Here is a 21,577-nt window from a genome sequence, read left to right as displayed (position 1 = left end):
TCAGCTCACTTCTTCTTCGCGTCCTTGCCGCCGGCCGACCCGGCGGGCTCGCTGGAGAGCGCGGCGATGAAGGCCTCCTGCGGCACGTCGACCCGACCGATCGTCTTCATGCGCTTCTTGCCCTCCTTCTGCTTCTCCAGGAGCTTGCGCTTGCGGGTGATGTCGCCGCCGTAGCACTTGGCCAGGACGTCCTTGCGGATCGCCCGGATGGTCTCGCGCGCGATGACCCGGGCGCCGATGGCCGCCTGGATGGGCACCTCGAACTGCTGGCGCGGGATGAGGTCCTTGAGCTTGGCGGTCATCATCACGCCGTACGCGTACGCCTTGTCCTTGTGCACGATGGCGCTGAACGCGTCGACCGTCTCGCCCTGCAGCAGGATGTCGACCTTCACCAGGTCCGCCACCTGGTCGCCGATGCGCTCGTAGTCGAGGCTCGCGTACCCACGCGTCTTGGACTTGAGCTGGTCGAAGAAGTCGAAGACGATCTCGGCCATCGGCAGCAGGTAGCGCAGCTCGACCCGGTCCTCGGACAGGTAGTCCATGCCCTGCAGCTCGCCGCGCTTGGTCTGGGACAGCTCCATGATGGCGCCGATGAACTCGCTCGGCGCCAGGATCGTCGCCTTGACGACGGGCTCGCGGACCTCGCCGATCTTTCCTGTCGGGAACTCGCTGGGGTTCGTCACGGTGACCACGCTCTTGTCCTCGAGCGTGACCTCGTAGACGACGTTCGGCGCGGTCGAGATCAGCGCGAGGTCGAACTCACGCTCCAGCCGCTCGCGGATGATCTCGAGGTGGAGCAGTCCGAGGAAGCCGACGCGGAACCCGAAGCCCAGGGCGACGGACGTCTCCGGCTCGTAGTTGAGCGCCGCGTCGTTGAGCTTCAGCTTGTCCAGGGCGTCGCGCAGGATCGGGTAGTCCGTGCCGTCGATCGGGTACAGGCCCGAGAACACCATCGGCTTGGGGTCGGAGTACCCGCCCAGCGCGGAGGCCGCCGGCTTGCTCGCGTTGGTGACGGTGTCGCCGACCTTCGACTGACGCACGTCCTTCACGCCCGTGATCAGGTACCCGACCTCGCCGACGCCCAGCCCCTTGGTCGGCACGGGCTCCGGGGAGATGACGCCGATCTCGAGCAGCTCGTGCGTCGCGCGGGTCGACATCATGACGATCTTCTCGCGCGGGTTGAGGCTGCCGTCGACCACCCGGACGTAGGTGACGACGCCGCGGTAGGTGTCGTAGACGGAGTCGAAGATCATCGCGCGCGCCGGGGCGTCCGCGTCGCCGGTGGGCGGCGGGACGAGCTCCACGATCCGGTCCAGCAGCGCCTCGACGCCCGCGCCCGTCTTGCCGGACACGCGCAGGCAGTCCTCGGGCTCCCCGCCGATGAGCTTGGCCAGCTCCTCCGCGTACTTCTCGGGCTGCGCGGCAGGCAGGTCGATCTTGTTCAGCACCGGGATGATCGTCAGGTCGTTCTCGAGCGCCAGGTACAGGTTGGCCAGCGTCTGGGCCTCGATGCCCTGCGCGGCGTCGACCAGCAGCACGGCGCCCTCGCACGCGGCGAGCGAGCGGGACACCTCGTACGTGAAGTCGACGTGCCCGGGGGTGTCGATCATGTTCAGGGCGAAGGCGTCGTCACCGACGCCCCACGGCATCCGCACGGCCTGCGACTTGATGGTGATGCCGCGCTCGCGCTCGATGTCCATCCGGTCGAGGTACTGGGCCCGCATCGCCCGGGAGTCGACGACCCCGGTGAGCTGGAGCATGCGGTCGGCGAGCGTCGACTTGCCGTGGTCGATGTGCGCGATGATGCAGAAGTTGCGCAGCAGCTCGGGTGCCGTGGCCGCGGGGTGGATGCGCGACGACGCGGCTGCACTCGGGATCGGGGACAAGCGGACTGCTCCTGGCGCTGGAGTCGGGCGGCGCACGCGGTGGCGCCTTCCCGACGGACGGTGACCGCGGCCAGCCTGGTGGCTGTCGGCGGTCGGTCCCACCATGGTCCCATGACGACGGGCTCGGGTCTCACCTCCCTGGACACGCTCGGTGAGCTCCAGGGCCAGTTCCTCGCGACGATCCCGCTCGTCGACCCCGCCACGCGCGTGCCGTGGTGCGGTCGCTGGCGGGTCAAGGACCTCGTCGTGCACCTGGCGCGCATCCACCACTGGGCGGCTGCGCAGGCCCGGCGGAAGCAGGAGACGCCGCTGGGTCGCGGCCCGTTCGTGCTCGAGGACCTCTACGCCACCTGTGCGGCGGAGCTGCACGACACGCTCACCGCGCTCGGGCCGGACGCCGTCGCGTGGACCCTCGTCGAGAACGGCCCGGCGTCGTTCTGGCACCGCCGCCAGACCCACGAGACGCTCGTGCACCTCTGGGACCTGCGGACGGCCGGCGGGCTGCCGCTCACCGTCGACCCTGCGCTCTGGTCCGACACCGTCGACGAGGTGGTGACCGTCATGCAGCCGCGGCAGGAGCGGATGGGCCGCATGGAGGCGCTCCCCGCTCCGGTCGGGCTGGTGGCGGCCGACGCCGACCGGACGTGGCTGCTCGGGGGAACCGGGCAGCCGGACGTCACGGTGACCGGCCCGGCCGAGACCCTCGCCCTGCTCCTGTGGGGCCGGACCACGTCCGCCGACCCGCGCCTCACGGTCGACGGACCCACCGCGGTGCTCGACGACGCGCTGGACCGCCGGCTGACCCCCTGACGCTCAGGCCTCGCGCGTGATCTGCACCTGGACCTCCGCGGCCTGCGTGCCCGCGCCGGCGTAGATCCCCCGCAGAGGCGGGACGTCGTCGTAGGACCGGCCGCGAGCCAGGACCACGTGGTGGTCGCCTGCCACGACCCGGTTGGTCACGTCGTACGCGACCCACTCGCCCACCCACCACTCGACCCAGGCGTGCGAGTCCCCGACCACGGTCGTGCCCACGGGCGCCGCGGAGTCCGGGTGGAGGTAGCCCGAGACGTACCGCGCCGGGATCCCGACGGCACGCAGCCCGCCCGCGACCAGGTGCGCGATGTCCTGGCACACCCCCGCCCCGGCCGTCCACGCCTCGCCGGCCGGCGTGTGCACCGTGGTGACACCCGGGATGTACTCCATCCGGTCGCGCAGCGCGGCGGCGACCGCGAGCGCGGCGTCCGCGGGCTCGAGGTCTCCCGCCACCCGCTGCGCCAGCTCGGCGACGTCGGGCGGCGGCGCGGTCGTCGGCGTGTCGGACAGGAACTCCGCCAGCCGGTCGCGCAGCTCCGCGCCCCGCAGCGTGTCCCACGACGCCGGGGACCGCAGCGGCGGGCGCTCGGCCACCTCGACCAGGTGCTCGGCCGTGACGACCATCGACTCGTGCGGGGTCAGCACCTCGAACGCCGAGACGGCCGTCCCCCAGTAGTCGCGGTACTCGTGCCAGCCGGTGTGCGGCTGGACGTCGATCCTCGTCTCCAGCACCGTCTGCCCCTGCTGCGACAACGGCGTCATCCGCGCCTCGTTGTACGACGCCACGACCGCGTTCGCGTACCGGAACGTCGACGTGTGCACGACCCGCAGCCTGCTCACAGTGCCTCCTCGTTCGTGAGCCTGCGGGCGACCCCGCCCTCCGGCTCGCTCACAGTGCCTCCCCCACCCAGTTCGTCGACGACGCGCTCGGGAAGTACCGGCCGCGGATCGCGTCCGAGGCTGCCGAGCAGGCGCGCTGCACCCGCTCCATCTCCTTGGGCAGCGCGTCGAGGACCTCGATCAGCGGGCGGTACTCGAGGTTGGTGCGCACGTACCCGATGTGCCGCCGCGCGTCGTCGACGGCCGCCCGGTCCGAGGTGCCCTCGAGGTTCGACAGGCACGCCTCTGCCTGGTTGAGCGCGAACACGATGGACCGGGGGAAGAGCCGGTCGGTCAGCAGGAAGCCGGCGGCCCGCTCGTCGGACGCGGCCCCGCGGTACATGCGCAGGAAGGCCTCGTGGGCGCCGCACGACCGCAGCAGCGTGGTCCAGCTCGGGCCGGCCGAGCCGGCGAGCGCCCGCGTGGTCAGCAGCCGGGCAGTCATGTCCGCACGCTCGATCGACCGGCCGAGCACCATGAAGTTCCACGTGTCGTCGCGCGACGTCGCGGAGTCCATGATCCCGGCCACGATGGCCGCGCGTTCCCGCACCCAGGTGAAGTAGTCGTGCGGACGTGCAGGCCGCATGTGCGAGGGCAGCTGGTTCCAGGTGGCGTTGAGGCACTCCCACAGCTCGGTGGAGATGATCTCCCGGGCACGGCGAGCGTTCTCGCGCGCCGAGACCAGCGACCCGGCGATCGACGACGGGGCGAACCGCTCGTACGCGAGCATGTCCAGCACGAACTCGCGCCCGACCTCGACGTGCGCGGGTGGCGCCGCGCGGTCCATCACGGACAGCAGCGACCGGCAGGCCAGGTCCTCCTCGGCCCACGGGTCCTCCAGCAGGATCTGCACGTGCACGTCGAGCAGGCGGGCCGTGTCGTCCGCCCGCTCCACGTAGCGACCGATCCAGAACAGCGACTCGGCGATCCGGCTCAGCACGTGACACCTCCGTCGGTGGTCGTCGTGCGGCCCTGCTGCTGCTGCATCACCTGGGCGCGCACGTCGTTGGGGTTGGAGTCGATGGGGACCGCGGCGTCCTGGGCGACGGCCTGCGGGAGGTCCGACTGGTGCCGCACCGCGCGGCGCGGGACGGCGCCGCCGAGCACCCAGGTGTCCTTGGACCCGCCGCCCTGCGAGGAGTTGACGACGAGCTCGCCCTCGGGCAGCGCCACCCGCGTGAGCCCGCCCGGGAGCACGAACACCGACTCCCCGTCGTTCACGGCGAACGGCCGCAGGTCGGTGTGCCGCGGACGAAGGCCGTCCTCGACGAGCGTCGGCACGGTGGACAGCTGCACCACCGGCTGCGCGATCCACCCGCGCGGGTCCTCCCGGAGCCGCACCTTGAGCGTCGCCAGCTCGGCGGCGGAGGCCTTCGGGCCGACGACCAGACCCTTGCCGCCCGAGCCGTCGACGGGCTTGACGACGAGCTCGTCCAGGCGGTCCAGCACCTCCTCGAGCGCGTCGGGCTCCTCCAGCCGCCAGGTGTCGACGTTGCGCAGGATCGGCTGCTCGCTCAGGTAGTAGCGGATGAGGTCGGGCACGTAGGTGTAGACGAGCTTGTCGTCGGCCACCCCGTTGCCCACCGCGTTCGCGATCGTCACGGTGCCGTTGCGCGCGCACGTCATGAGCCCGGGGCTGCCCAGGTAGGAGTCGTTGCGGAACACGACGGGGTCGAGGAAGTCGTCGTCGACGCGCCGGTAGATGACGTCGACCCGGCGCCGGCCCTGCGTCGTACGCATCCACACCCGCCCGCCGGAGCAGAACAGGTCGCGCCCCTCCACCAGCTCGACCCCCATCGTCCGGGCCAGCAGCGAGTGCTCGTAGTAGGCGCTGTTGAACACGCCCGGTGTCAGCACGACCACCGTCGGCTCGTCGACCCCCGAGGGAGCAGCGGCGGTCAGCGCGGCGAGCAGGCGCCGCGGGTAGTCGGCGACCGGCCGGATGCGCAGGGCCGCGAAGAGCTCCGGGAACGTCTGCGCCATCGCCCGGCGGTTCGACAGCACGTAGCTGACGCCACTGGGTACCCGGACGTTGTCCTCGAGCACCCGCCAGCCACCCAGGCTGTCCCGGACGAGGTCGATGCCCGACACGTGCACGCGGACGCCGTTCGGCGGGTTGATGCCGCGCGCCGCACGCAGGAAGTTGGTCGACGAGACGACGACACCGCGTGGGATCACCCCGTCGGCGATCGCCCGCTGCGGGCCGTAGACGTCGGCCAGGAACGCCTCGAGCGCCCGGACCCGCTGCGCCACGCCGGGCGCCACGTGCTCCCACTCGTCGCCCGCGAGCACGCGCGGCACCACGTCGAGCGGGAACGGGCGCTCCTCGCCGGCGAAGTCGAACGTCACGCCCTGTGCGAGGTAGGACCGGGCCAGCGTCTCGGCCCGCGCGCGGAGCTCACCGGCGCTCAGCTGCGCCAGCGCGCGGTGCAGACCGGCGTACGCCGCGCGGGAGCCGCCACCGTCGGGATCGATCATCTCGTCCCACGCCGGTCCGGTCGGGTAGTCGTCGAACAGGTCGGCCATGATCCGGACAGTATCCGTCCGGTGATAACGCCGCGTTACGTGGGCCCGCCCCGGCGGGTCCCGTACCGCACGGGCCTCATGCGTGCGCGCGCAGCCCGGTACGGTCGGCGCGTGACGACGAGCGCGCGCTGGACCCGGGTACGACGAGCGCTCCGCGACGGTGTCGCCCGGCTGACCGGCCCCTCCCGCGGACCCGCCCCTCGGACCACCGGACCTGCCGCCCCGACCACGCTGCCTGACCACCGCGGCACCGTCCGGCTGCAGTACTCCCCCGCGCTGGACGGCGACGCGGACCCCGGCGAGATCGTCTGGGCGTGGGTCCCGTTCGAGGACGACCCGAGCCAGGGCAAGGACCGGCCGGTCCTGCTCATCGGCCGTGACGCCGACGACCTCCTCGGGCTGATGCTCACCAGCAAGGACCACTCGCGCGACACCGCCCTGGAGGCGCGGCGGGGCCGGGTGTGGATGGACATCGGCACGGGCGCGTGGGACTCCCGACGACGACCGAGCGAGGTCCGCCTGGACCGCGTGCTCCGGCTCCGGCCGTCCGCGGTCCGCCGCGAGGGCGCGATCGTCGACCGAGCCCTGTTCGACGAGGTCGCCGCCGGCCTGCGTCGCGCGCAGGGCTGGTGAGCCTGCGGGAGGCCGGCCAGGTGAGACCAGTCACGCCGTTCTGCCCGGTGCCTCTGGCCTGCTAACATGGTCATTCGCGTGTCCGCCCGGGTCGGCGGGCACAAGCCCAGCTCCTCTCCGCGGGTATCCCCACGCCCTAGTCCCGGAGCTGTGCGCGCCCTCTAGACCTGTCAGATCGCTTCGGCGAACGCACAAGAGAGTCCACACGTGGCCAACATCAAGTCCCAGATCAAGCGCATCACGACCAACGAGAAGGCGCGCCTGCGCAACAAGGCGGTGAAGTCCGAGCTCAAGACGCACATCCGTCGCGTCCGCGAGGCCGTCGCCGGTGGCGACAAGGAGGCCGCTTCGACGGCCCTCGTCGAGGCGTCGCGCAAGCTCGACAAGGCCGTCTCGAAGGGTGTCATCCACGAGAACCAGGCCGCCAACAAGAAGTCGGCGCTGGCGAAGTCGGTCGGCGCACTCTGATCGACCGCTGAGCACGGTCACGGCCTCGCCGTGACCGCCAGCGGGACAGCAGCAGCGAAGGCGTCACCCCGTGCGGGTGACGCCTTCTGCTGTTCTCCCCCGGCATGACCCGCCGGGCTAGAGACGCTGGGCTGGAGACACAGTGAAGGCGTCACCCCCCCTGCGGGGTGACGCCTTCGCTGTTCTCCGACCTCGATCAGATCAGCGACCAGGTCTCCCAGGAGCTGAGCGGGATCGTGGGACGGAAGCCTGCCTCGCGCAACGCTCGGTCGTACGCCTGCGCCGCAGCGGCACTGTCACCGTGCATGGCGTACCGGTCACCGAGGTCGCGCCATGCGGACGCCGACTGCCGGGACGCGGACATCATGCCGAGCAGGTCCGCGGCCGACTCGTACGCCCGTGCCGCACCGACGACGTCGCCACGCGCGTGCAGCGCGTCGCCACGGGACAGCTGCGCGAAGGCGGTCTCGAGACGCGGCGGGTCGCCCAGCCGCTCGAGCGCGGCGTTCGCGAACCGCTCCGCGGCGTCGACGTCACCGAGCAGCAGGTACGCCCGCGAGCTCTCGACGTCGACACGCGACAGGTCGAGCTCCGAGCCCAGGACGGAGAGCCCGGGCGTCGCACGCTCGATCTGGTCCAGCGCACCCCGCGGGTCCACGGGGTCCGACCGCAGCAGCAGCCACGCGTAGTTGAGCCGCAGACGAGGCAGGTCACGGTCGGCCTCGCCCTCGGACAGCAGCCCGAGGGCCCGCTCCGTGTACCGCTGCGCCAGCTCGTAGTCGCGCCGCTGCTCGGCCACGAGCGCCGCGTTCCAGTAGACGCTGCCACGACCACGCGGGCTGCCCAGCGACTCCGCGAGCCGCACGAGCTCGGCCGCGCGGTGCGTCGCGTAGAGGAGGTCCCCGCGCTCGACGTAGGCCCACAGCACTGTGGACGCCAGTCGGAGATGCTCGTCGGTCCCTGCCAGGTCCGCCGCCTCGAGCTCGTCGAGCGTGCGCTCGCCCACCTCGACGCTGCGGTGCAGGTCACCGGCCTCGAGGTACGACGCCACCAGCGCGTTGGCCAGCTTGGCCGACTCGACGTGGTGCGCGCGGCCCCGCGAGTCCGCCAGCAGCGGCTCGAGGATCGCGACGGCACCCTCGAGGTCGCCCAGGACCTCGAACGAGTGGGCCAGCGTGGTCAGCGCGTCGACGCGGACGGCCGGCGAGACGATCTCGAGGTCCAGCGCCTCGAGCCTGCGTCGCGCACCGACGGCGTCGCCCTGCGTCATGTCGAGCTTGGCGTAGTCGATCTCGAGACGCGTGCGCGCCTCGTTCGGACCGTCCTCGCCGTGCTTCAGGTACTCGAGGGTCGTGCCGAGGCGTGTAGCCAGCACGGCGAGCGCGGAGTCGGTCGGTTCACGATGACCCGCCTCGATCAGGGAGATGTAGCTGGGTGAGAACGCGGAGCCCGCGAGCGAGGTCTGGGACAACCCAGCAGCGAGCCGGGCGTCACGCACCCGGTCAGCAATCGTGGTCATGGTCAGTCATTGTATGTGTGACGTCCCCCCGATGCACCACCCCCCAGCAGAGACGGCGTGTCTGTGCCTCTGCTGTGCATCGCGGGTGGGGTCAGTTGATGATCCGGCAGCAGCCGCTGGCGCCGCCGTTGATGACGGTGCCGCTGCCGTTGGCGAGGGCCGAGCTCGGTGCCAGGGTGAGGAACCCCAGCACGGAGAGGACCACGATGGCGGACTTGAGGGGTCTGGGCATGGGAGGTGCTCCATCTTCTTGTCGTACCGGCGTGCAGGTGGTGCCCATGATGGCCTGTGACTCGCATCGTGTCTTCCGTTACTCACCGGTCCCGCCCTGAAAGGGTGAAAGATCACGGTTCGGCGCCCGCTCAGCAGGAGCCCTCTGCACCGGCTCAGAATTCCACCCGCTCGGCGGCGGTTCACAGCACCGAACATGTGGTGTCATAGATCCCATGACACCCGACGACGCCGACGGGCGGCTCGCGCACCTGGCAGCCGCGGTGGAGGACGCCATCCCTCTTGCCCTCAGGCAGGAGTGGGCTCAGCGGATCTCCCACGAGCCGGTGCTCGTCGCGCGGCAGGGGATCTTCTCCGAGCACGGGCGCCCGTTCGCCTACCAGCTGTCGTTCCGCTCCCCCGACCAGCTCACCGCGAGCGCGATGTCCTGGAGCTCGCACCAGCACGAGCGGGCGACCGCGCACGTCCTCGGCGCCACGTTCGGCCGGGCCGATCTCGAGCACGTGGCCAACGGCCGGCTGCTCTTCGTGCGGTGCCCGCGTGCCTACCTCGTGGGCGATCTGCCCATCCCGCGCAGGCCTGACCGCCTGGTGATCGAGGTGAACGACGCCGTGACGGTCGACTCCGCCGTCCTGTCCGGCATCCGCCGGCTGCGGGAGGAAGGCTTCCGCGTCGCCGTCCCGGCCTTCGTCAGCAACCCGAACCAGCGCCGCCTCCTGCCGCACGCCGACTTCGTCAAGATCGACGTGCGCGACCTCGACGTGGAGGGACCGCCGGTGGTCCACCTCGCGCGGTCCTACGGTGCGCTGCTCGTCGCCGAGTACGTCGAGACCCCGGACACCCTGCGTCACGCGCGCGACCTCGGGTTCACGCTCTTCCAGGGAAACCTGCTCGAGCGGGCCGGCGTCCTCGACCGCGCGGGTGCCCGTCGCGTCAGCCTCTAGCACGTCGGCCGACGTGCCCCGTCACAGCCCGTTGCTCCGAGCGGGTGAACCGCGTCATGAACCGGCGCGACGTCACTCTCATCCAGTGTGACCGCGTCCGTCGTCTCCCCCGCCCTCCCGTCGCGGCTGCCCATCGCGTCCCAGCCCATCTGGACGACCGACGGCAGGCTCTTCGGGAACGAGTTCCTCTACCGGTCGCGCGACGGCCTCCCCGCGCAGGTCGACCGGTGGCGGTCCGACCGCCAGGACGTCGCCACCGCGTCGGTGCTCGAGGCCCTCTTCGGTGACGGTCCCCCTGCGGCCACCACCTACGCGTTCGTGAACATCACCCGCTCGTTCCTGGTGGACGACCGCCCGCTCCCCGCTCACGCCGGCCGGCTGGTGCTCGAGATCGTCGAGTCCGTCGCGGCGGACGAGGACGTCATGGACGGTCTGGAGCGGCTGCGGGAGCGCGGTTACCTCATCGCGATCGACGACTTCGCGGCCGAACCCGACCAGGTCGCGATGATGCCCTACGCCGACTTCGTGAAGATCGACTGCCGGGACGTCCGGCGGCAGGGCGCGGCGCTGGTGGACCTGGCACGGACGCACGGGGCCCAGCTGGTCGCCGAGCGGGTCTCCGACTCCCTGCTCGTCGAGGAGTGCCGCGCGTGGGGGTTCGACCTGCTGCAGGGAGACGTCCTCGGTCCCGCGATCACCCTCACCGCGTAGGCGCGCGACTCTCAGGAACCGACGGCCGCTGCGACGCGCAGAACCGCCCGCTCGACCGCGAACTGCGGGTCTCGTCCCTCCCCCTTGACCTCCGCGTCCGCCTGCGCGACCGCGGAGATCGCGCTGGCGAGGCCCTCGGGCGTCCACCGGCGCAGGTCCGCCATCGCCCGGTCCGTCTGCCACGGTGCGAGACCCAGGTCCCGCACCGCACCGGCCCCGCGCCCGCGCACCGCCGCCACCTTGGCCAGCACGCGCAGCTTGGCGGCGAGGGCCGCGACGACGGGGACGGGGTCCACGCCCGTGGCCAGCGCGTGCCGCAGCAGCGCCACGGCCTGACCCGACTGCCCGGCGACGGCGGCATCGGCGACGCGGAAGCCCGTCGCCTCGATCCGGCCCCCGTAGTAGCGCTCGACGGCCTCGGGGCCGACCAGGCCGGTGGTGTCGGCGACGAGCTGTGCACAGGACGCGGCGAGCTCACGCAGGTCGCTGCCCACGGCGTCCACGAGCGCCCGGACCGCCTGCGCGTCGGCGCGGCGGCCGGCCCGCCGGAGCTCGGCGGAGACGAAGGCGCTCTTGTCGCCGTCGGACTTGATCACGTCGCACGCGACCGTGGGGACACCGGTCGACCGCAGGGCGTCGAGCAGCTTCTTGCCGCGCTGTCCACCGGCGTGCCGCAGCACCAGCACGACCTCGGGCGGGGGTGCCGCCAGGTACGCGGTGACGTCGTCCAGCAGCTCCTCACCGGCGCGCTCGAGCCCGTCGACGACCACGACCTTGTCCTCGGCGAAGAGCGAGGGGCTGCTGACCACGCCCAGGGTCCCTGCCGAGTAGTCGGCCGCGTCCAGCCGGGTGACCTCGACGCCGGCGTCCGCCGCTCGGGCGAGCGAGACGACCCGGTCCACCGCGCGGTCCGCCAGCAGACCCTCGGCCCCGCTGACCAGCAGGACGGGTGCCAGCTCGACCGCCTCCCACGAGACGCCGGCCGTGGCCTTCGCGGCGCGGGACGCAGGACGGCGGGTGGAGGGAGGCACGCGCACAGCCTGCCAGACGTCACTGACGTCCCGACGACGGCGACGTCGGTGTCGCCCGCCCGACGGCCAGCAGCCGGATCGCGCAGGCGCCCGCCACGGCGAGCAGCACGGCGCCCGTCCATCCGGGCAGCCAGGCCACCTGCGCGCCGGGCGCCGCAGCGGCCACGCGACCGACCGCCCCGATCCACCAGCACGCCGCGCCGGCACCCAGCGCCAGCACCTGGGCGCCGTCGAACCACCACGGCGCCACGCAGCCCGCCGCGAGGCCGAGCACGGTCGCCGGGGCGACCGCCGGTGCGGCCAGGAGATTGGCCGGGATCGCGTACAGGGACACGGCGGGTGTGAGGAGGAGGACCACCGGAGCGCAGACCAGCTGGGCAGCGACGGGCAGGGCGAGCGCGGTGGCCGCGGGACGGCCGAGCGCGCCGGACCACCGGTCGGCGAGCGGGCCACCCAGCAGCACGAGCGCCCCGGTGGCGAGCACCGAGAGCACGAAGCCCAGCTCGCCGGCCAGCCACGGGTCCGCGACGAGGAGCAGGACGACGGTCGCGCCCAGGGCGGCGGGCGCGCGGTGGGGACGGCCGAGCAGCACACCGAGCAACGCGACCGCTCCCATCGCCGCAGCCCGGAGCACGCTCGGGGACGGGTGGACGACGAGCACCATCGCCGCCATCGCCGCCAGCGTCAGGACCACGCGGACCGGCCGCGGCAGCCGCACCGCGGAGGTCAGGGCGAGCACGAGCGCGGCGACCAGCGAGAAGTGCGCGCCGGACACGGCCGTGACGTGGGTCAGCCCCGCGGTGCGCAGAGCGTCCTCGAGCGGGTCGGGGATCGCGGACGTGTCGCCGACGGTGATGCCCGCGTACAACGCCCCGGCGTCCCCCGGGAGCGTCGCCGCGAGCGTCCGGACGCCCGCTCGGAAGCGTGCGGCAGCCGCATCCGCCCGCGGCGGCGCCGCGACCAGCTCCGGCACCCCGCTGCTGAGCAGGACGGCGACCGTCCGGGTACCCGTCTCGGCCGCGCGCAACCGGCCGGTGGCCGCGACCCGCGCACCGGCGGGCAGTGCAGCCCACGACGACGGTCCGAGCACCAGCACCTGACCCGTCCCCCCCGACTCCTCACCCCGGGCGGCGACGTGATCGACCGCGACGACGGACCGGACCCGCTCCGGTGCACCGGGCCACGCCGGCGGCAAAAGGGTCGGTTCCCCGACGACGACGCCCTCGACCCGGCCCACCGCACCCTGCGTGACGAGCACCGGGAGCAGACCGCCCTCGCGTCCAGCGGTCTGGCTCGCGCCCGCGCCGAGCACGGCAGCCGCCGCGACGAGGCAGAGGACGACGACCGGGCCGACCGCACCGTACGCCCGGACGCGAGGTGCTCGCCGGCCGGCGTGACGGCCCACCGCCAGGACGCCGGCCCCGACCGCGAGGCAGGCCACAGAGGCCACAGCACCGGTCAGCGCGGCGCCCGACGGCACGCGCGCGACCAGCAGTGCCGCCAGCCACGCGACTGCCGCGGCGGGGAGCAGTCGCACGTCGACGGTGATCGGTGGGTATGGGTCGTCGTCCGGACCGTGCCCACCGGTCGGCGCCGACGGCGGGGCTGGAGGCGGCAATGTCCCCGTGCGCTCTCGGGTGGGTCCTGGTCGCGGGGGCGCAGCGGGACCAGCCAGGCGCGGTGGCGTGATGGTCGGGTGCGAGGCTCCCGGCGGAGGCGCGACCGTCGAGGTCCGACCGGACCGAGACAGGGGCGATGGTGTGCCGGTCGGGGTCATACGCGGACCAGGTCGCGGAGACGCTCGAGCAGGGTCGGGCCGATGCCTGCGACGTCCGCCAGCTCGTCCACCGTCGTGAACGGGCCGTCCTCGCGGTGGGCGACGATCCGCTCCGCCAGCACCGGGCCTATGCCGGGCAACGAGTCGAGCACCGTGGCGTCGGCGGTGTTGAGGTCCACGAGGTCGTCCCCCTCGCCCGCCGGCCCCGCGGCTCCGGGCTGTGCCGCTCGCTCTCCGGGCCGGGGCACCACGATCTGCTCGCCGTCGACCAGGACCCGCGCGAGGTTCAGCGCGCTGACCTCCGCGTCCGCGCCAGCACCGCCCGCCGCGGCCAGAGCGTCGACCACACGGGACCCCTGCGGGAGGCGGACGACGCCAGGGGTCGCGACGGCGCCCACGACGTCCACGACGACGTCCGCCGTCCCGGTCGGGGACGCGCTGGCTTCCGGGACGCTCGGGGCCGGCGTGGGCAGCGCGACCGCAGGTCCGGGCGCGAGGGCGGCCGCACGCAGGGCCACCGCACCGGCCACGAGCAGGACCACGGTTCCCGCCGCCGCGGCCAGCCGCCAGGAGATCGCCCACCGGACGCGGCGGCGTGCCGCGTGCGCGCGGGCCGCCGGGTGTCCGTGGGTCGCGGTGTAGCCGGCGGCTGCGACCTGCAGCGCCGCGGTCGTGAGCGTCGCCTGGGCGTGGGTCGGTGGCGGCACGGGCTGGCCGCCACCGACCTCCAGGCGCTCAGGGATGCCGGCGGACGGCAGCACCGCGGCCCCGCCCGGCTCCGGCGCGGGTCCCAGAGGAGGGACCCAGCCGGCCACGTCCGGGGCTGACCACCGCACGGGGTGCGCGGCGACACGCCGGGTGGTCGCGGGGACGCCCGCCGGCGGGCGGAGATCGGTCGCCGCTCCGTCGCCCGCGTAGTCGGGAGCCGGTCGGTGGTCAAGTCCGACGGACGCGGGCGGTGCGAGCAGCCCTCCGTCGCCCGCGTCGTCGGGAGCCGGTCGATGGTCGGGTCCGGCGGGCGCGCGGGGTGTGGTGAGTGCGGTCAGGCGGTGCCGGGCGATCCGGGCGAGGTCGCGATCACGGCGGTGCACCCGGTGAACGTACGGTCGGCGCCGACGACGAGAGGCCGCGCACGTGCACGGCCGGGAGGAGGACCCGTCGGGCGGGGCTGTGGGCGGATCACCGGCGTCACAGGCCCGCACGGGCGACAGGTCCGGGGACGTCGGTCAGAGGGCTCGTCACGCCACCGCCAGTCGTCGCGAGAGTGCGGCGGCAGTCAGGCGTCCGCCACCACGATCGCCAGGAGACCCGGACCGGCGTGCGCGGCGAGCACCGCGCTGGACTCGCACACGGACGTCTCCGCTAGGTGGTCGCCGGTCGCCGCCGCGAGCTCGCTCGCGATCGTCGCCGCCAGCTCCGGCTGGCCCAGGTGGTGCACGGCGACGCGGGCGAGCGGACGCTGGGCGACCTCGGCGACGGCCAGGGCGACGAGCCGGTCCCTGGCAGCGCGCCGCGTGCGCACCTTCTCGATGACGTCGATCCCGCCGTCGTGCAGCGTGAGGATGGGCCGCAGGCCGAGCACGATGCCGATCGCGGCGGCCGGGATGCTGAGGCGCCCGCCTCGGCGCAGGTGGTCCAGGGAGTCCACGAGGAACCAGACGCGCGTCGACCCCGCGACCGCACGGGCCCGGGCGGCGACCTCGGTCCCGGTGGGCAGCAGCGGCTCGACCTGCCCTCTGCCGCGCCACCACGCGCGCGCCGCCGCAAGGGGTCCGGTGACCGGCGCGGCGGCTGGCTCGGCCGGCGCAGGGCCCACCGAGAACCGGGCGGCGTCGAGGACCGCGAACCCGAGCGCCATGGCGACGGCACGCGAGTCGACCACGTGGACGGGCACGGGCGACGCCTCGGCGGCGAGCTGCGCCGCCCGGACGGTGCCCGACAGGTCACCCGAGAGGTGGATCGAGACGATCTCCCGCGCTCCCGACGCGGCCGCTCGGTCGTAGGCCGCGGCGAAGGCGGCCGGCGGCGGCTGCGACGTCGACACCTTCGCGCCGGCGGTCACGGCGGCGAGGAGCTCGCCCGGCGTCAGGTCGACGCCCTCCACGTGCCGGACGCCGTCGACCACGACGTCCAGCGGGACGACGCCGATGCCCCAGCGCTCCGCCGCACCGTCGGGCAGGGACGACGTCGAGTCCGTGACGATCGCGACCGACGGCTGCTCGACGTGCCGTCGTGAGGGCATGCGGGTCAGGCCGGGACGATGTTGACGAGCTTCGGCGCCCGCACGATCACGGTGCGGATGCCGCGGCCGTCGAGGGCGCGCTGCACCCCCGCGTCGGCGAGGGCCAGGGCGCGCAGGTCGTCCTCCGAGACGTCGGGGGCCACCTCGGCCCGGCCGCGGACCTTGCCCTGCACCTGGAAGATGGAGGTCACGGTGTCCTCGACCAGGTACGCCGGGTCCGCCACCGGGAACGGCTCGTACGCGAGCGACCGGTCGTGGCCCAGGCGGGACCACAGCTCCTCGGCGAGGTGGGGCGCGACCGGCGCGGTCATGAGCACGAGGGCCTCGACGGCCGCCCGAGGCGTCGTCGGCAGCGTGGTCAGGTGGTTGTTCAGGACGATCAGGCGCGAGATCGCGGTGTTCATGCGCATGGCCGCCATGTCCGCCGTCGTGTCGGCGATCGCGCGGTGCAGCACCTTGAGCGTCTCGACGGACGGGGCTTCGTCGGACACCTGCGTGGCACCCGTGCCCTCGTCGACCACGTTGCGCCACAGCCGCTGCAGGAAGCGCTGCGACCCGACCACCGCGCGGGTCTCCCACGGACGGGACAGGTCGAGCGGGCCCATCGACATCTCGTAGACGCGCAGCGTGTCCGCGCCGTACTCCGCGTACATGTCGTCGGGCGTCACCATGTTCTTCAGGGACTTGCCCATCTTCCCGTACTCGCGGTTCACCTCCTCGCCCTGCCAGGTGAAGCCGGTCGTGACGGACGGGTCCTCCACGACCTCGTCGGCGGGTACGTGCACGCCGCGGGCGTCGGTGTATGCGTACGCCTGGATGTACCCCTGGTTGAACAGCTTGTGGAACGGCTCGCCGCTGGAGACGTGGCCGAGGTCGTGCAGCACCTTGTGCCAGAAGCGCGCGTACAGCAGGTGCAGGACGGCGTGCTCGACGCCGCCGACGTACAGGTCGACGCCACCGATCGAGCCCGGCGCCTGCTCGCCGTGCCCCGGACCCATCCAGTACTGCTCGAGCGCCGGGTCGACCACGAGGGTGTCGTTCGTGGGGTCCAGGTAGCGCAGGTAGTACCAGCAGGAACCCGCCCAGTTCGGCATCGTGTTGGTGTCCCGGCGGTACTGCTTCGGGCCGTCGCCCAGGTCCAGCGTGACGGTCACCCAGTCCTCGTTGCGGCCCAGGGGCGGCTCGGGGGTGGAGTGGGCGTCGTCGGGGTCGAACGTGCGCGGCGAGTAGTCCGGCACCTCGGGCAGGTTCACCGGCAGCGCGGACTCCGGGACGGCGAGCGGCAGGTCGTGCTCGTCGTAGACGATCGGGAACGGCTCGCCCCAGTAGCGCTGGCGGCTGAACAGCCAGTCGCGCAGGCGGTAGGTCGTCGTGCCCTCGCCGACGCCCTTGGCGGTCAGCCAGTCCGTGATCGCCGCCTTGGCGTCGGCGACGCCCAGGCCGTCCAGGCTGATCTCCTCGTTCGAGGAGTTGATGGCGACGCCGTCACCGGTGCGGGCACCAGGCTCGGTGCCCTCCCGGGCGTCGATCGTGTAGACGACCGGCAGGTCGAAGGCCTCCGCGAACGCGAAGTCGCGCGCGTCACCGCCGGGGACGGCCATGATCGCGCCGGTCCCGTAGCCCATCAGCACGTAGTCCGCGGTGAACACGGGCAGCAGCTCGCCGTTGACGGGGTTCGCCGCCAGGTGGCCCGTGAACACCCCGGTCTTGCGGCCGGCGTCGGCCTGGCGCTCGACCGCGGTCTTGGCGGCCGTCTCCGCACGGTAGGACGCCACGGCGTCCGCCGGGGTGCGGTGCCCGCCGGTCCACGCATCCTTGGTCCCGTCCGGCCACGCCGCCGGCACCTGGTCCAGCAGGGGGTGCTCCGGGGCGACGACGACGAACGTGGCGCCGAACAGGGTGTCGGGACGCGTGGTGAACACCTCGACCTGGTCCCCGCCCTGGACCGCGAAGCGCACGCGGGCGCCCGAAGACCGGCCGATCCAGTTGCGCTGCATCGCCTTGACCTTGTCGGGCCAGTCGATGTGCTCCAGGTCGTCGATCAGCCGGTCGGCGTAGGCCGTGATCCGCATGTTCCACTGCCGCAGGCTGCGCTGGAAGACCGGGAAGTTGCCGCGCTCGGAGCGGCCGTCGGGGGTGACCTCCTCGTTGGCCAGCACGGTGCCCAGGCCCGGGCACCAGTTCACCGGCGTCTCGGAGACGTAGGCCAGCCGGTGCGTGTCCAGCACCCGGCGCCGCGCCACCGCGTCCAGGCTCGCCCACTCGCCGCCACGGGCGCCGGACTCGTACTCCTCGACCAGCTCCGCGATGGGACGCGCGCGGCCGGTGCCGCCGTCGGGACGGGGTGCCGTCTCGTCGTACCAGGAGTCGAAGATCTGCAGGAAGATCCACTGCGTCCAGCGGATGTAGGCCGGGTCGATCGTGGCGAACGAGCGACGCGGGTCGTGCGCGAGGCCGAGCCGGCGCAGCTGGCGCTGCATGATCACGATGTTGGCCTCGGTGGTGGTGCGCGGGTGCTGACCCGTCTGCACCGCGTACTGCTCCGCGGGCAGGCCGAACGCGTCGAAGCCGAACGCGTGCAGGACGTTGTCACCCTGCATGCGACGGAACCGGCCGACGACGTCCGTGGCGATGTAGCCCAGCGGGTGCCCGACGTGCAGGCCCGCACCCGAGGGGTACGGGAACATGTCCATCACGAAGTAGGCCGGCTGCGCGGGGTCCGCGTGCCGACCCTCCCCGTCCGTGAGGTCGCCCGTCGGGTTGGCGGCGAAGAACGTGCCGCGGTCCGCCCACTCGTCCTGCCAGCGCAGCTCGATCTGGCGCGCGAGCTCCGGCGTGTAGCGGAAGGGCACGTCGTCGGTGGACGCGGCGGTGGCGGCGGCCGGGGTGGCGGTGGGGGCGTCCTGCGAGGTCACCCGGCGAGTTTACCGACCACGTGTCGGGCCGACGTACGCGGCCGGGTGCAGGCGGAGCCGCGGTCGTATGCTCCGGACATGTCGGACCCCACGTCGTCGGCCCCCGTCTCGTCCGCCGCCGACCTCGCCGCCCTGCGCGCCGCGGCCGCCCAGGCCGCCGCCGAGGCGGCGGAAGCCCGAGCGGAGGCCGCCGCAGCGGCTCTCGCCGCGGCCGAGGCAGCGGCAGGGACGGCAGGGCCACCTGCCCCCTCCGACGACGCACCGGCGCTGTCGGAGCACGCCGCCCAGATCGTCGCCGGGTACACGTTCACCGGCCCGATGCTCCCGGTCGGCGCGCTGGTGGAGGACGACGTCGCGATCCCCGGCGCACCGGTCGGCATCCCGCTCGCCATGATGAACCGCCACGGCCTCGTCGCCGGCGCGACCGGCACGGGCAAGACCAAGACCCTGCAGGTGCTGACCGAGGGGCTGTCCGCGGCGGGCGTCCCGGTCTTCGTCGCCGACATCAAGGGCGACCTGTCCGGTCTGGCCGTCCCCGGTGCGTCGAGCGAGAAGCTGCTCGCGCGCACGCAGAGCCTGGGTCAGCAGTGGGTGGCGACGGCGTCGCCGGTGGAGTTCCTCAGCCTCGGCGGGCTCGGCGAGGGGTCGCCCGTGCGCACGACGGTCACTGACTTCGGGCCGCTGCTGCTGGCCAAGGTTCTCGGGCTGAACGCGACGCAGGAGTCGAGCCTCGGCCTGATCATGCACTGGGCGGACACGCAGGGACTGGCGCTGCTGGACCTCAAGGACCTGCAGGCGACGATCGCGTACCTGGTCAGTGACGAGGGCAGGCCGCTGCTCAAGGGCATCGGCGGGCTGTCGGCGGCGACCGCGGGGGTGATCCTGCGCGAGATCGTGTCGCTGCAGGGCCAGGGCGCCGACGCGTTCTTCGGCGAGCCCGCGTTCGACGTCTCGGAGCTGCTGCGGACCACGCCCGACGGTCGCGGCGTGGTGAGCGCGCTGGAGCTTCCCGCGGTGCAGGACCGGCCGGCTCTCTTCTCCACGTTCCTCATGTGGCTGCTGGCCGAGCTGTTCCAGGTGCTGCCCGAGGTGGGCGACCCCGACAAGCCGCGGCTGGTGTTCTTCTTCGACGAGGCCCACCTGCTGTTCACGGGCGCGTCGTCCGACTTCCTCACGCAGGTGACCCAGACGGTCCGGCTCATCCGGTCGAAGGGCGTCGGCGTCTTCTTCGTCACGCAGAGCCCGAAGGACGTGCCCGCCGACGTGCTCGCGCAGCTGGGCAACCGCGTCCAGCACGCGTTGCGGGCCTTCACCCCGGACGACGCGAAGGCGCTGCGGGCGGCCGCCCGGACGTTCCCGACCTCGCCCTACGACCTCGAGCAGCTGCTCCAGTCGCTCGGGACGGGCGAGGCGGTGGTCACGGTGCAGTCGGAGCGCGGGACGCCGACACCCGTGGCCTGGACCCGGTTGCGGGCGCCGCAGTCGTCGATGGAGCCGATGCCCGCGGCCGACCTGGCGGCGGCCGTCGCGGCATCACCGCTGTCCGCGCGGTACGCGGTCGCCGTCGACCGGGAGTCGGCGTACGAGCTGCTGGCCGTGCGGGCCGAGCAGGCGCAGGAGGCCGCGCGCCGCGAGCAGGAGGCCGAGGAGGCGCAGGACCGTGCGGACGAGGCGGCACGGGAGGCCCGCCGGAGTGCTCCCCGGCGGTCGACCAGCCGGACCAGCCCGCTGGACAGCCTGCTGCGGTCAGCGGGTACTCAGCTCGGGCGTGAGATCACGCGCACGATCTTCGGCACCCGCCGGCGCTGAGAGCACCGGGACCCCACCCCGACCGCATACCAGCACGACCACCAGCCCGACCGCCGTGAGGCCGGCGCCGACCCAGGCCGGCGCGAGGTAGCCGAACCCGCCGGCGATGACCAGCCCGCCGGCGAACGCCCCCGCGGCGTTGCCCAGGTTCAGCGCGGAGTGGCACAGCGCCGCACCGAGCGACGGAGCAGCCGGTGAGACGTCCATCAGCCGCGTCTGCAGCGACAGGCCGAGCACCTGCGACGTGACGCCGAGCAGGACGAGCGCGAGCACGGCCGGCACCGGGTACGCACCGACGAGCGCGATGGCGACGAGCACGACGATGGTCGCCACCATGCTGCCGATGACGGTGCCCAGCACGGACCGGTCCGCCAGCCGTCCGCCGACCACCGTCCCGATCGTCATGCCGATCCCGTACAGCGCGAGCACCAGCGGCACCAGGCCGAGCCCGAGACCGGTCACCTCGGTGAGCAGCGGCTTGACGTAGGAGTACACCGCGAACATGCCGCCGAACCCGACGGCGCCGGCGCCGAACGCGATCCAGAGCCGGCGGTTGCGCAGCGCGGCGAGCTCGGTGCGGACCGTGGTGCCGGGCGCGGACGGCAGGGACGGCGTCCAGGCGTGCAGCGCCGCGAGCGTGACCAGGCCGAGCACGCCGACCCCGACGAACGCCCAGCGCCAGCCGACGGCCTGCCCGACGATGGTCGAGAGCGGGACGCCCACGGCGCACGCGACCGTCAGCCCGGCCATCATCGCGGCAACCGCGCGGCCCCGTCGCTCGGGCCCGACGACCGCCGTGCCCATGACGGCGCCGACCCCGAAGAACGCACCGTGCGGCAGCCCGGCCAGGAAGCGGGCGAGCACGAGCCAGCCCATGCTCGGCGCGAACGCGGACAGGACGTTGCCCACGGTGAACGCGACCATGAGCAGCAGCAGGAGCCGACGCCGGTCGAGGCGCGCGCCCAGCGCGGCCAGCGTCGGGGCGCCGACGACGACGCCGAGCGCGTAGGCCGTGATGGCGTGCCCGGCGGCGGGGATGGACACGCCCAGGTCGTCGGCGATCTCCGGCAGCAGACCCATCGTCGCGAACTCGGTGGTGCCGATGCCGAACCCGCCGAGCGCGAGGGCGAGCAGCGCGGCGCGGGAGCGCGCGGGCGACAGGGTGACCAACGAGGAGCCTCCGGACGAATCGA

The 21,577-nt window shown here is 73.3% G+C and carries 18 protein-coding genes; 6 read left to right on the top strand and 12 right to left on the bottom strand.

Annotated features, from left to right (window positions below; all coding sequences use genetic code 11):
• Positions 1–5: 5 nt before the first annotated feature.
• A complete protein-coding gene (gene lepA, locus CXY01_RS00175) occupies positions 6–1,886 on the bottom strand; it encodes a translation elongation factor 4 (RefSeq protein ID WP_146925061.1) in 1,881 nt (626 codons plus the stop codon).
• Between the two features lie 111 nt (positions 1,887–1,997).
• On the opposite strand from lepA, the gene CXY01_RS00170 reads away from it, so the two are divergent.
• Complete coding sequence (locus CXY01_RS00170; protein WP_146925060.1) at positions 1,998–2,696, top strand: maleylpyruvate isomerase family mycothiol-dependent enzyme; 699 nt, start codon at positions 1,998–2,000, stop codon at positions 2,694–2,696.
• 3 nt (positions 2,697–2,699) lie between these two features.
• Here the strand turns inward: CXY01_RS00170 and CXY01_RS00165 are convergent, their stop codons facing one another.
• Genes CXY01_RS00165 through CXY01_RS00155 form a run of 3 tightly spaced genes read right to left on the bottom strand, consistent with a single transcriptional unit; the run spans position 2,700 to position 6,104 of the window.
• Positions 2,700–3,539 (bottom strand): transglutaminase family protein, encoded by an 840-nt coding sequence (locus CXY01_RS00165; protein WP_146925059.1) that lies wholly within the window; start codon positions 3,537–3,539, stop codon positions 2,700–2,702.
• Between the two features lie 49 nt (positions 3,540–3,588).
• Positions 3,589–4,518 (bottom strand): alpha-E domain-containing protein, encoded by a 930-nt coding sequence (locus CXY01_RS00160; protein ID WP_146925058.1) that lies wholly within the window; start codon positions 4,516–4,518, stop codon positions 3,589–3,591.
• Complete coding sequence (locus CXY01_RS00155; protein WP_146925057.1) at positions 4,512–6,104, bottom strand: circularly permuted type 2 ATP-grasp protein; 1,593 nt, start codon at positions 6,102–6,104, stop codon at positions 4,512–4,514. Before CXY01_RS00155 ends, CXY01_RS00160 begins: the two co-directional genes overlap by 7 nt.
• Before the next feature lie 111 nt (positions 6,105–6,215).
• Here CXY01_RS00155 and CXY01_RS00150 point away from each other — a divergent pair, with 111 nt between their 5' ends.
• Both CXY01_RS00150 and rpsT read left to right on the top strand, forming a co-directional pair.
• Positions 6,216–6,737, top strand: a complete 522-nt coding sequence (locus CXY01_RS00150) for a type II toxin-antitoxin system PemK/MazF family toxin (protein WP_246124865.1) — start codon at positions 6,216–6,218, stop codon at positions 6,735–6,737.
• Positions 6,738–6,944: 207 nt separating this feature from the next.
• Positions 6,945–7,205: a 30S ribosomal protein S20 gene (gene rpsT, locus CXY01_RS00145; RefSeq protein WP_055913307.1), complete on the top strand. Its 261-nt coding sequence runs from the start codon at positions 6,945–6,947 to the stop codon at positions 7,203–7,205.
• A gap of 196 nt (positions 7,206–7,401) precedes the next feature.
• Here rpsT and CXY01_RS00140 read toward each other — a convergent pair whose 3' ends face one another.
• The gene (locus tag CXY01_RS00140; protein WP_146925056.1) at positions 7,402–8,724 is read right to left on the bottom strand and encodes a helix-turn-helix domain-containing protein; all 1,323 of its coding nucleotides are present in this window, start codon (positions 8,722–8,724) and stop codon (positions 7,402–7,404) included.
• Between the two features lie 91 nt (positions 8,725–8,815).
• Positions 8,816–8,956: a hypothetical protein gene (locus CXY01_RS20725; protein WP_186813240.1), complete on the bottom strand. Its 141-nt coding sequence runs from the start codon at positions 8,954–8,956 to the stop codon at positions 8,816–8,818.
• A 214-nt stretch (positions 8,957–9,170) separates the two neighbouring features.
• On the opposite strand from CXY01_RS20725, the gene CXY01_RS00135 reads away from it, so the two are divergent.
• The gene (locus CXY01_RS00135) at positions 9,171–9,899 is read left to right on the top strand and encodes an EAL and HDOD domain-containing protein (protein ID WP_146925055.1); all 729 of its coding nucleotides are present in this window, start codon (positions 9,171–9,173) and stop codon (positions 9,897–9,899) included.
• An 87-nt stretch (positions 9,900–9,986) separates the two neighbouring features.
• Complete coding sequence (locus CXY01_RS00130; RefSeq protein ID WP_146925054.1) at positions 9,987–10,610, top strand: EAL domain-containing protein; 624 nt, start codon at positions 9,987–9,989, stop codon at positions 10,608–10,610.
• Positions 10,611–10,621: 11 nt separating this feature from the next.
• Here CXY01_RS00130 and holA read toward each other — a convergent pair whose 3' ends face one another.
• The 5 genes from holA to leuS all read right to left on the bottom strand — a co-directional run bounded on the left by holA (position 10,622) and on the right by leuS (position 18,575).
• On the bottom strand, positions 10,622–11,641 hold the full coding sequence (gene holA / locus CXY01_RS00125; protein ID WP_146925053.1) for a DNA polymerase III subunit delta: 1,020 nt from the start codon (positions 11,639–11,641) through the stop codon (positions 10,622–10,624).
• A gap of 19 nt (positions 11,642–11,660) precedes the next feature.
• On the bottom strand, positions 11,661–13,178 hold the full coding sequence (locus CXY01_RS00120) for a ComEC/Rec2 family competence protein (protein WP_186813239.1): 1,518 nt from the start codon (positions 13,176–13,178) through the stop codon (positions 11,661–11,663).
• A gap of 236 nt (positions 13,179–13,414) precedes the next feature.
• Positions 13,415–14,509 carry a ComEA family DNA-binding protein gene (locus CXY01_RS21095; RefSeq protein ID WP_246124864.1) on the bottom strand — a complete coding sequence of 365 codons (1,095 nt, stop codon included), beginning with the start codon at positions 14,507–14,509 and terminating at the stop codon, positions 13,415–13,417.
• Positions 14,510–14,694: 185 nt separating this feature from the next.
• Positions 14,695–15,660, bottom strand: a complete 966-nt coding sequence (locus CXY01_RS00110; protein WP_146925051.1) for a DegV family protein — start codon at positions 15,658–15,660, stop codon at positions 14,695–14,697.
• A gap of 5 nt (positions 15,661–15,665) precedes the next feature.
• Positions 15,666–18,575 (bottom strand): leucine--tRNA ligase, encoded by a 2,910-nt coding sequence (gene leuS, locus CXY01_RS00105; protein ID WP_146925050.1) that lies wholly within the window; start codon positions 18,573–18,575, stop codon positions 15,666–15,668.
• Between the two features lie 78 nt (positions 18,576–18,653).
• Between leuS and CXY01_RS00100 the strand changes: the two genes are divergently transcribed.
• Complete coding sequence (locus CXY01_RS00100) at positions 18,654–20,384, top strand: helicase HerA-like domain-containing protein (protein WP_146925049.1); 1,731 nt, start codon at positions 18,654–18,656, stop codon at positions 20,382–20,384.
• Here the strand turns inward: CXY01_RS00100 and CXY01_RS00095 are convergent.
• Entirely contained in the window at positions 20,322–21,554 is a 1,233-nt protein-coding gene (locus CXY01_RS00095; RefSeq protein ID WP_146925048.1) for an MFS transporter, read from the bottom strand. The two genes, CXY01_RS00100 and CXY01_RS00095, sit on opposite strands and share 63 nt — an antisense overlap.
• Between the last annotated feature and the right edge of the window lie 23 nt (positions 21,555–21,577).

The organism is Cellulomonas xylanilytica (assembly GCF_007989805.1).
Lineage (GTDB): Bacteria > Actinomycetota > Actinomycetes > Actinomycetales > Cellulomonadaceae > Cellulomonas > Cellulomonas xylanilytica.
This window is presented reverse-complemented; position numbering and strand designations above follow the sequence as displayed.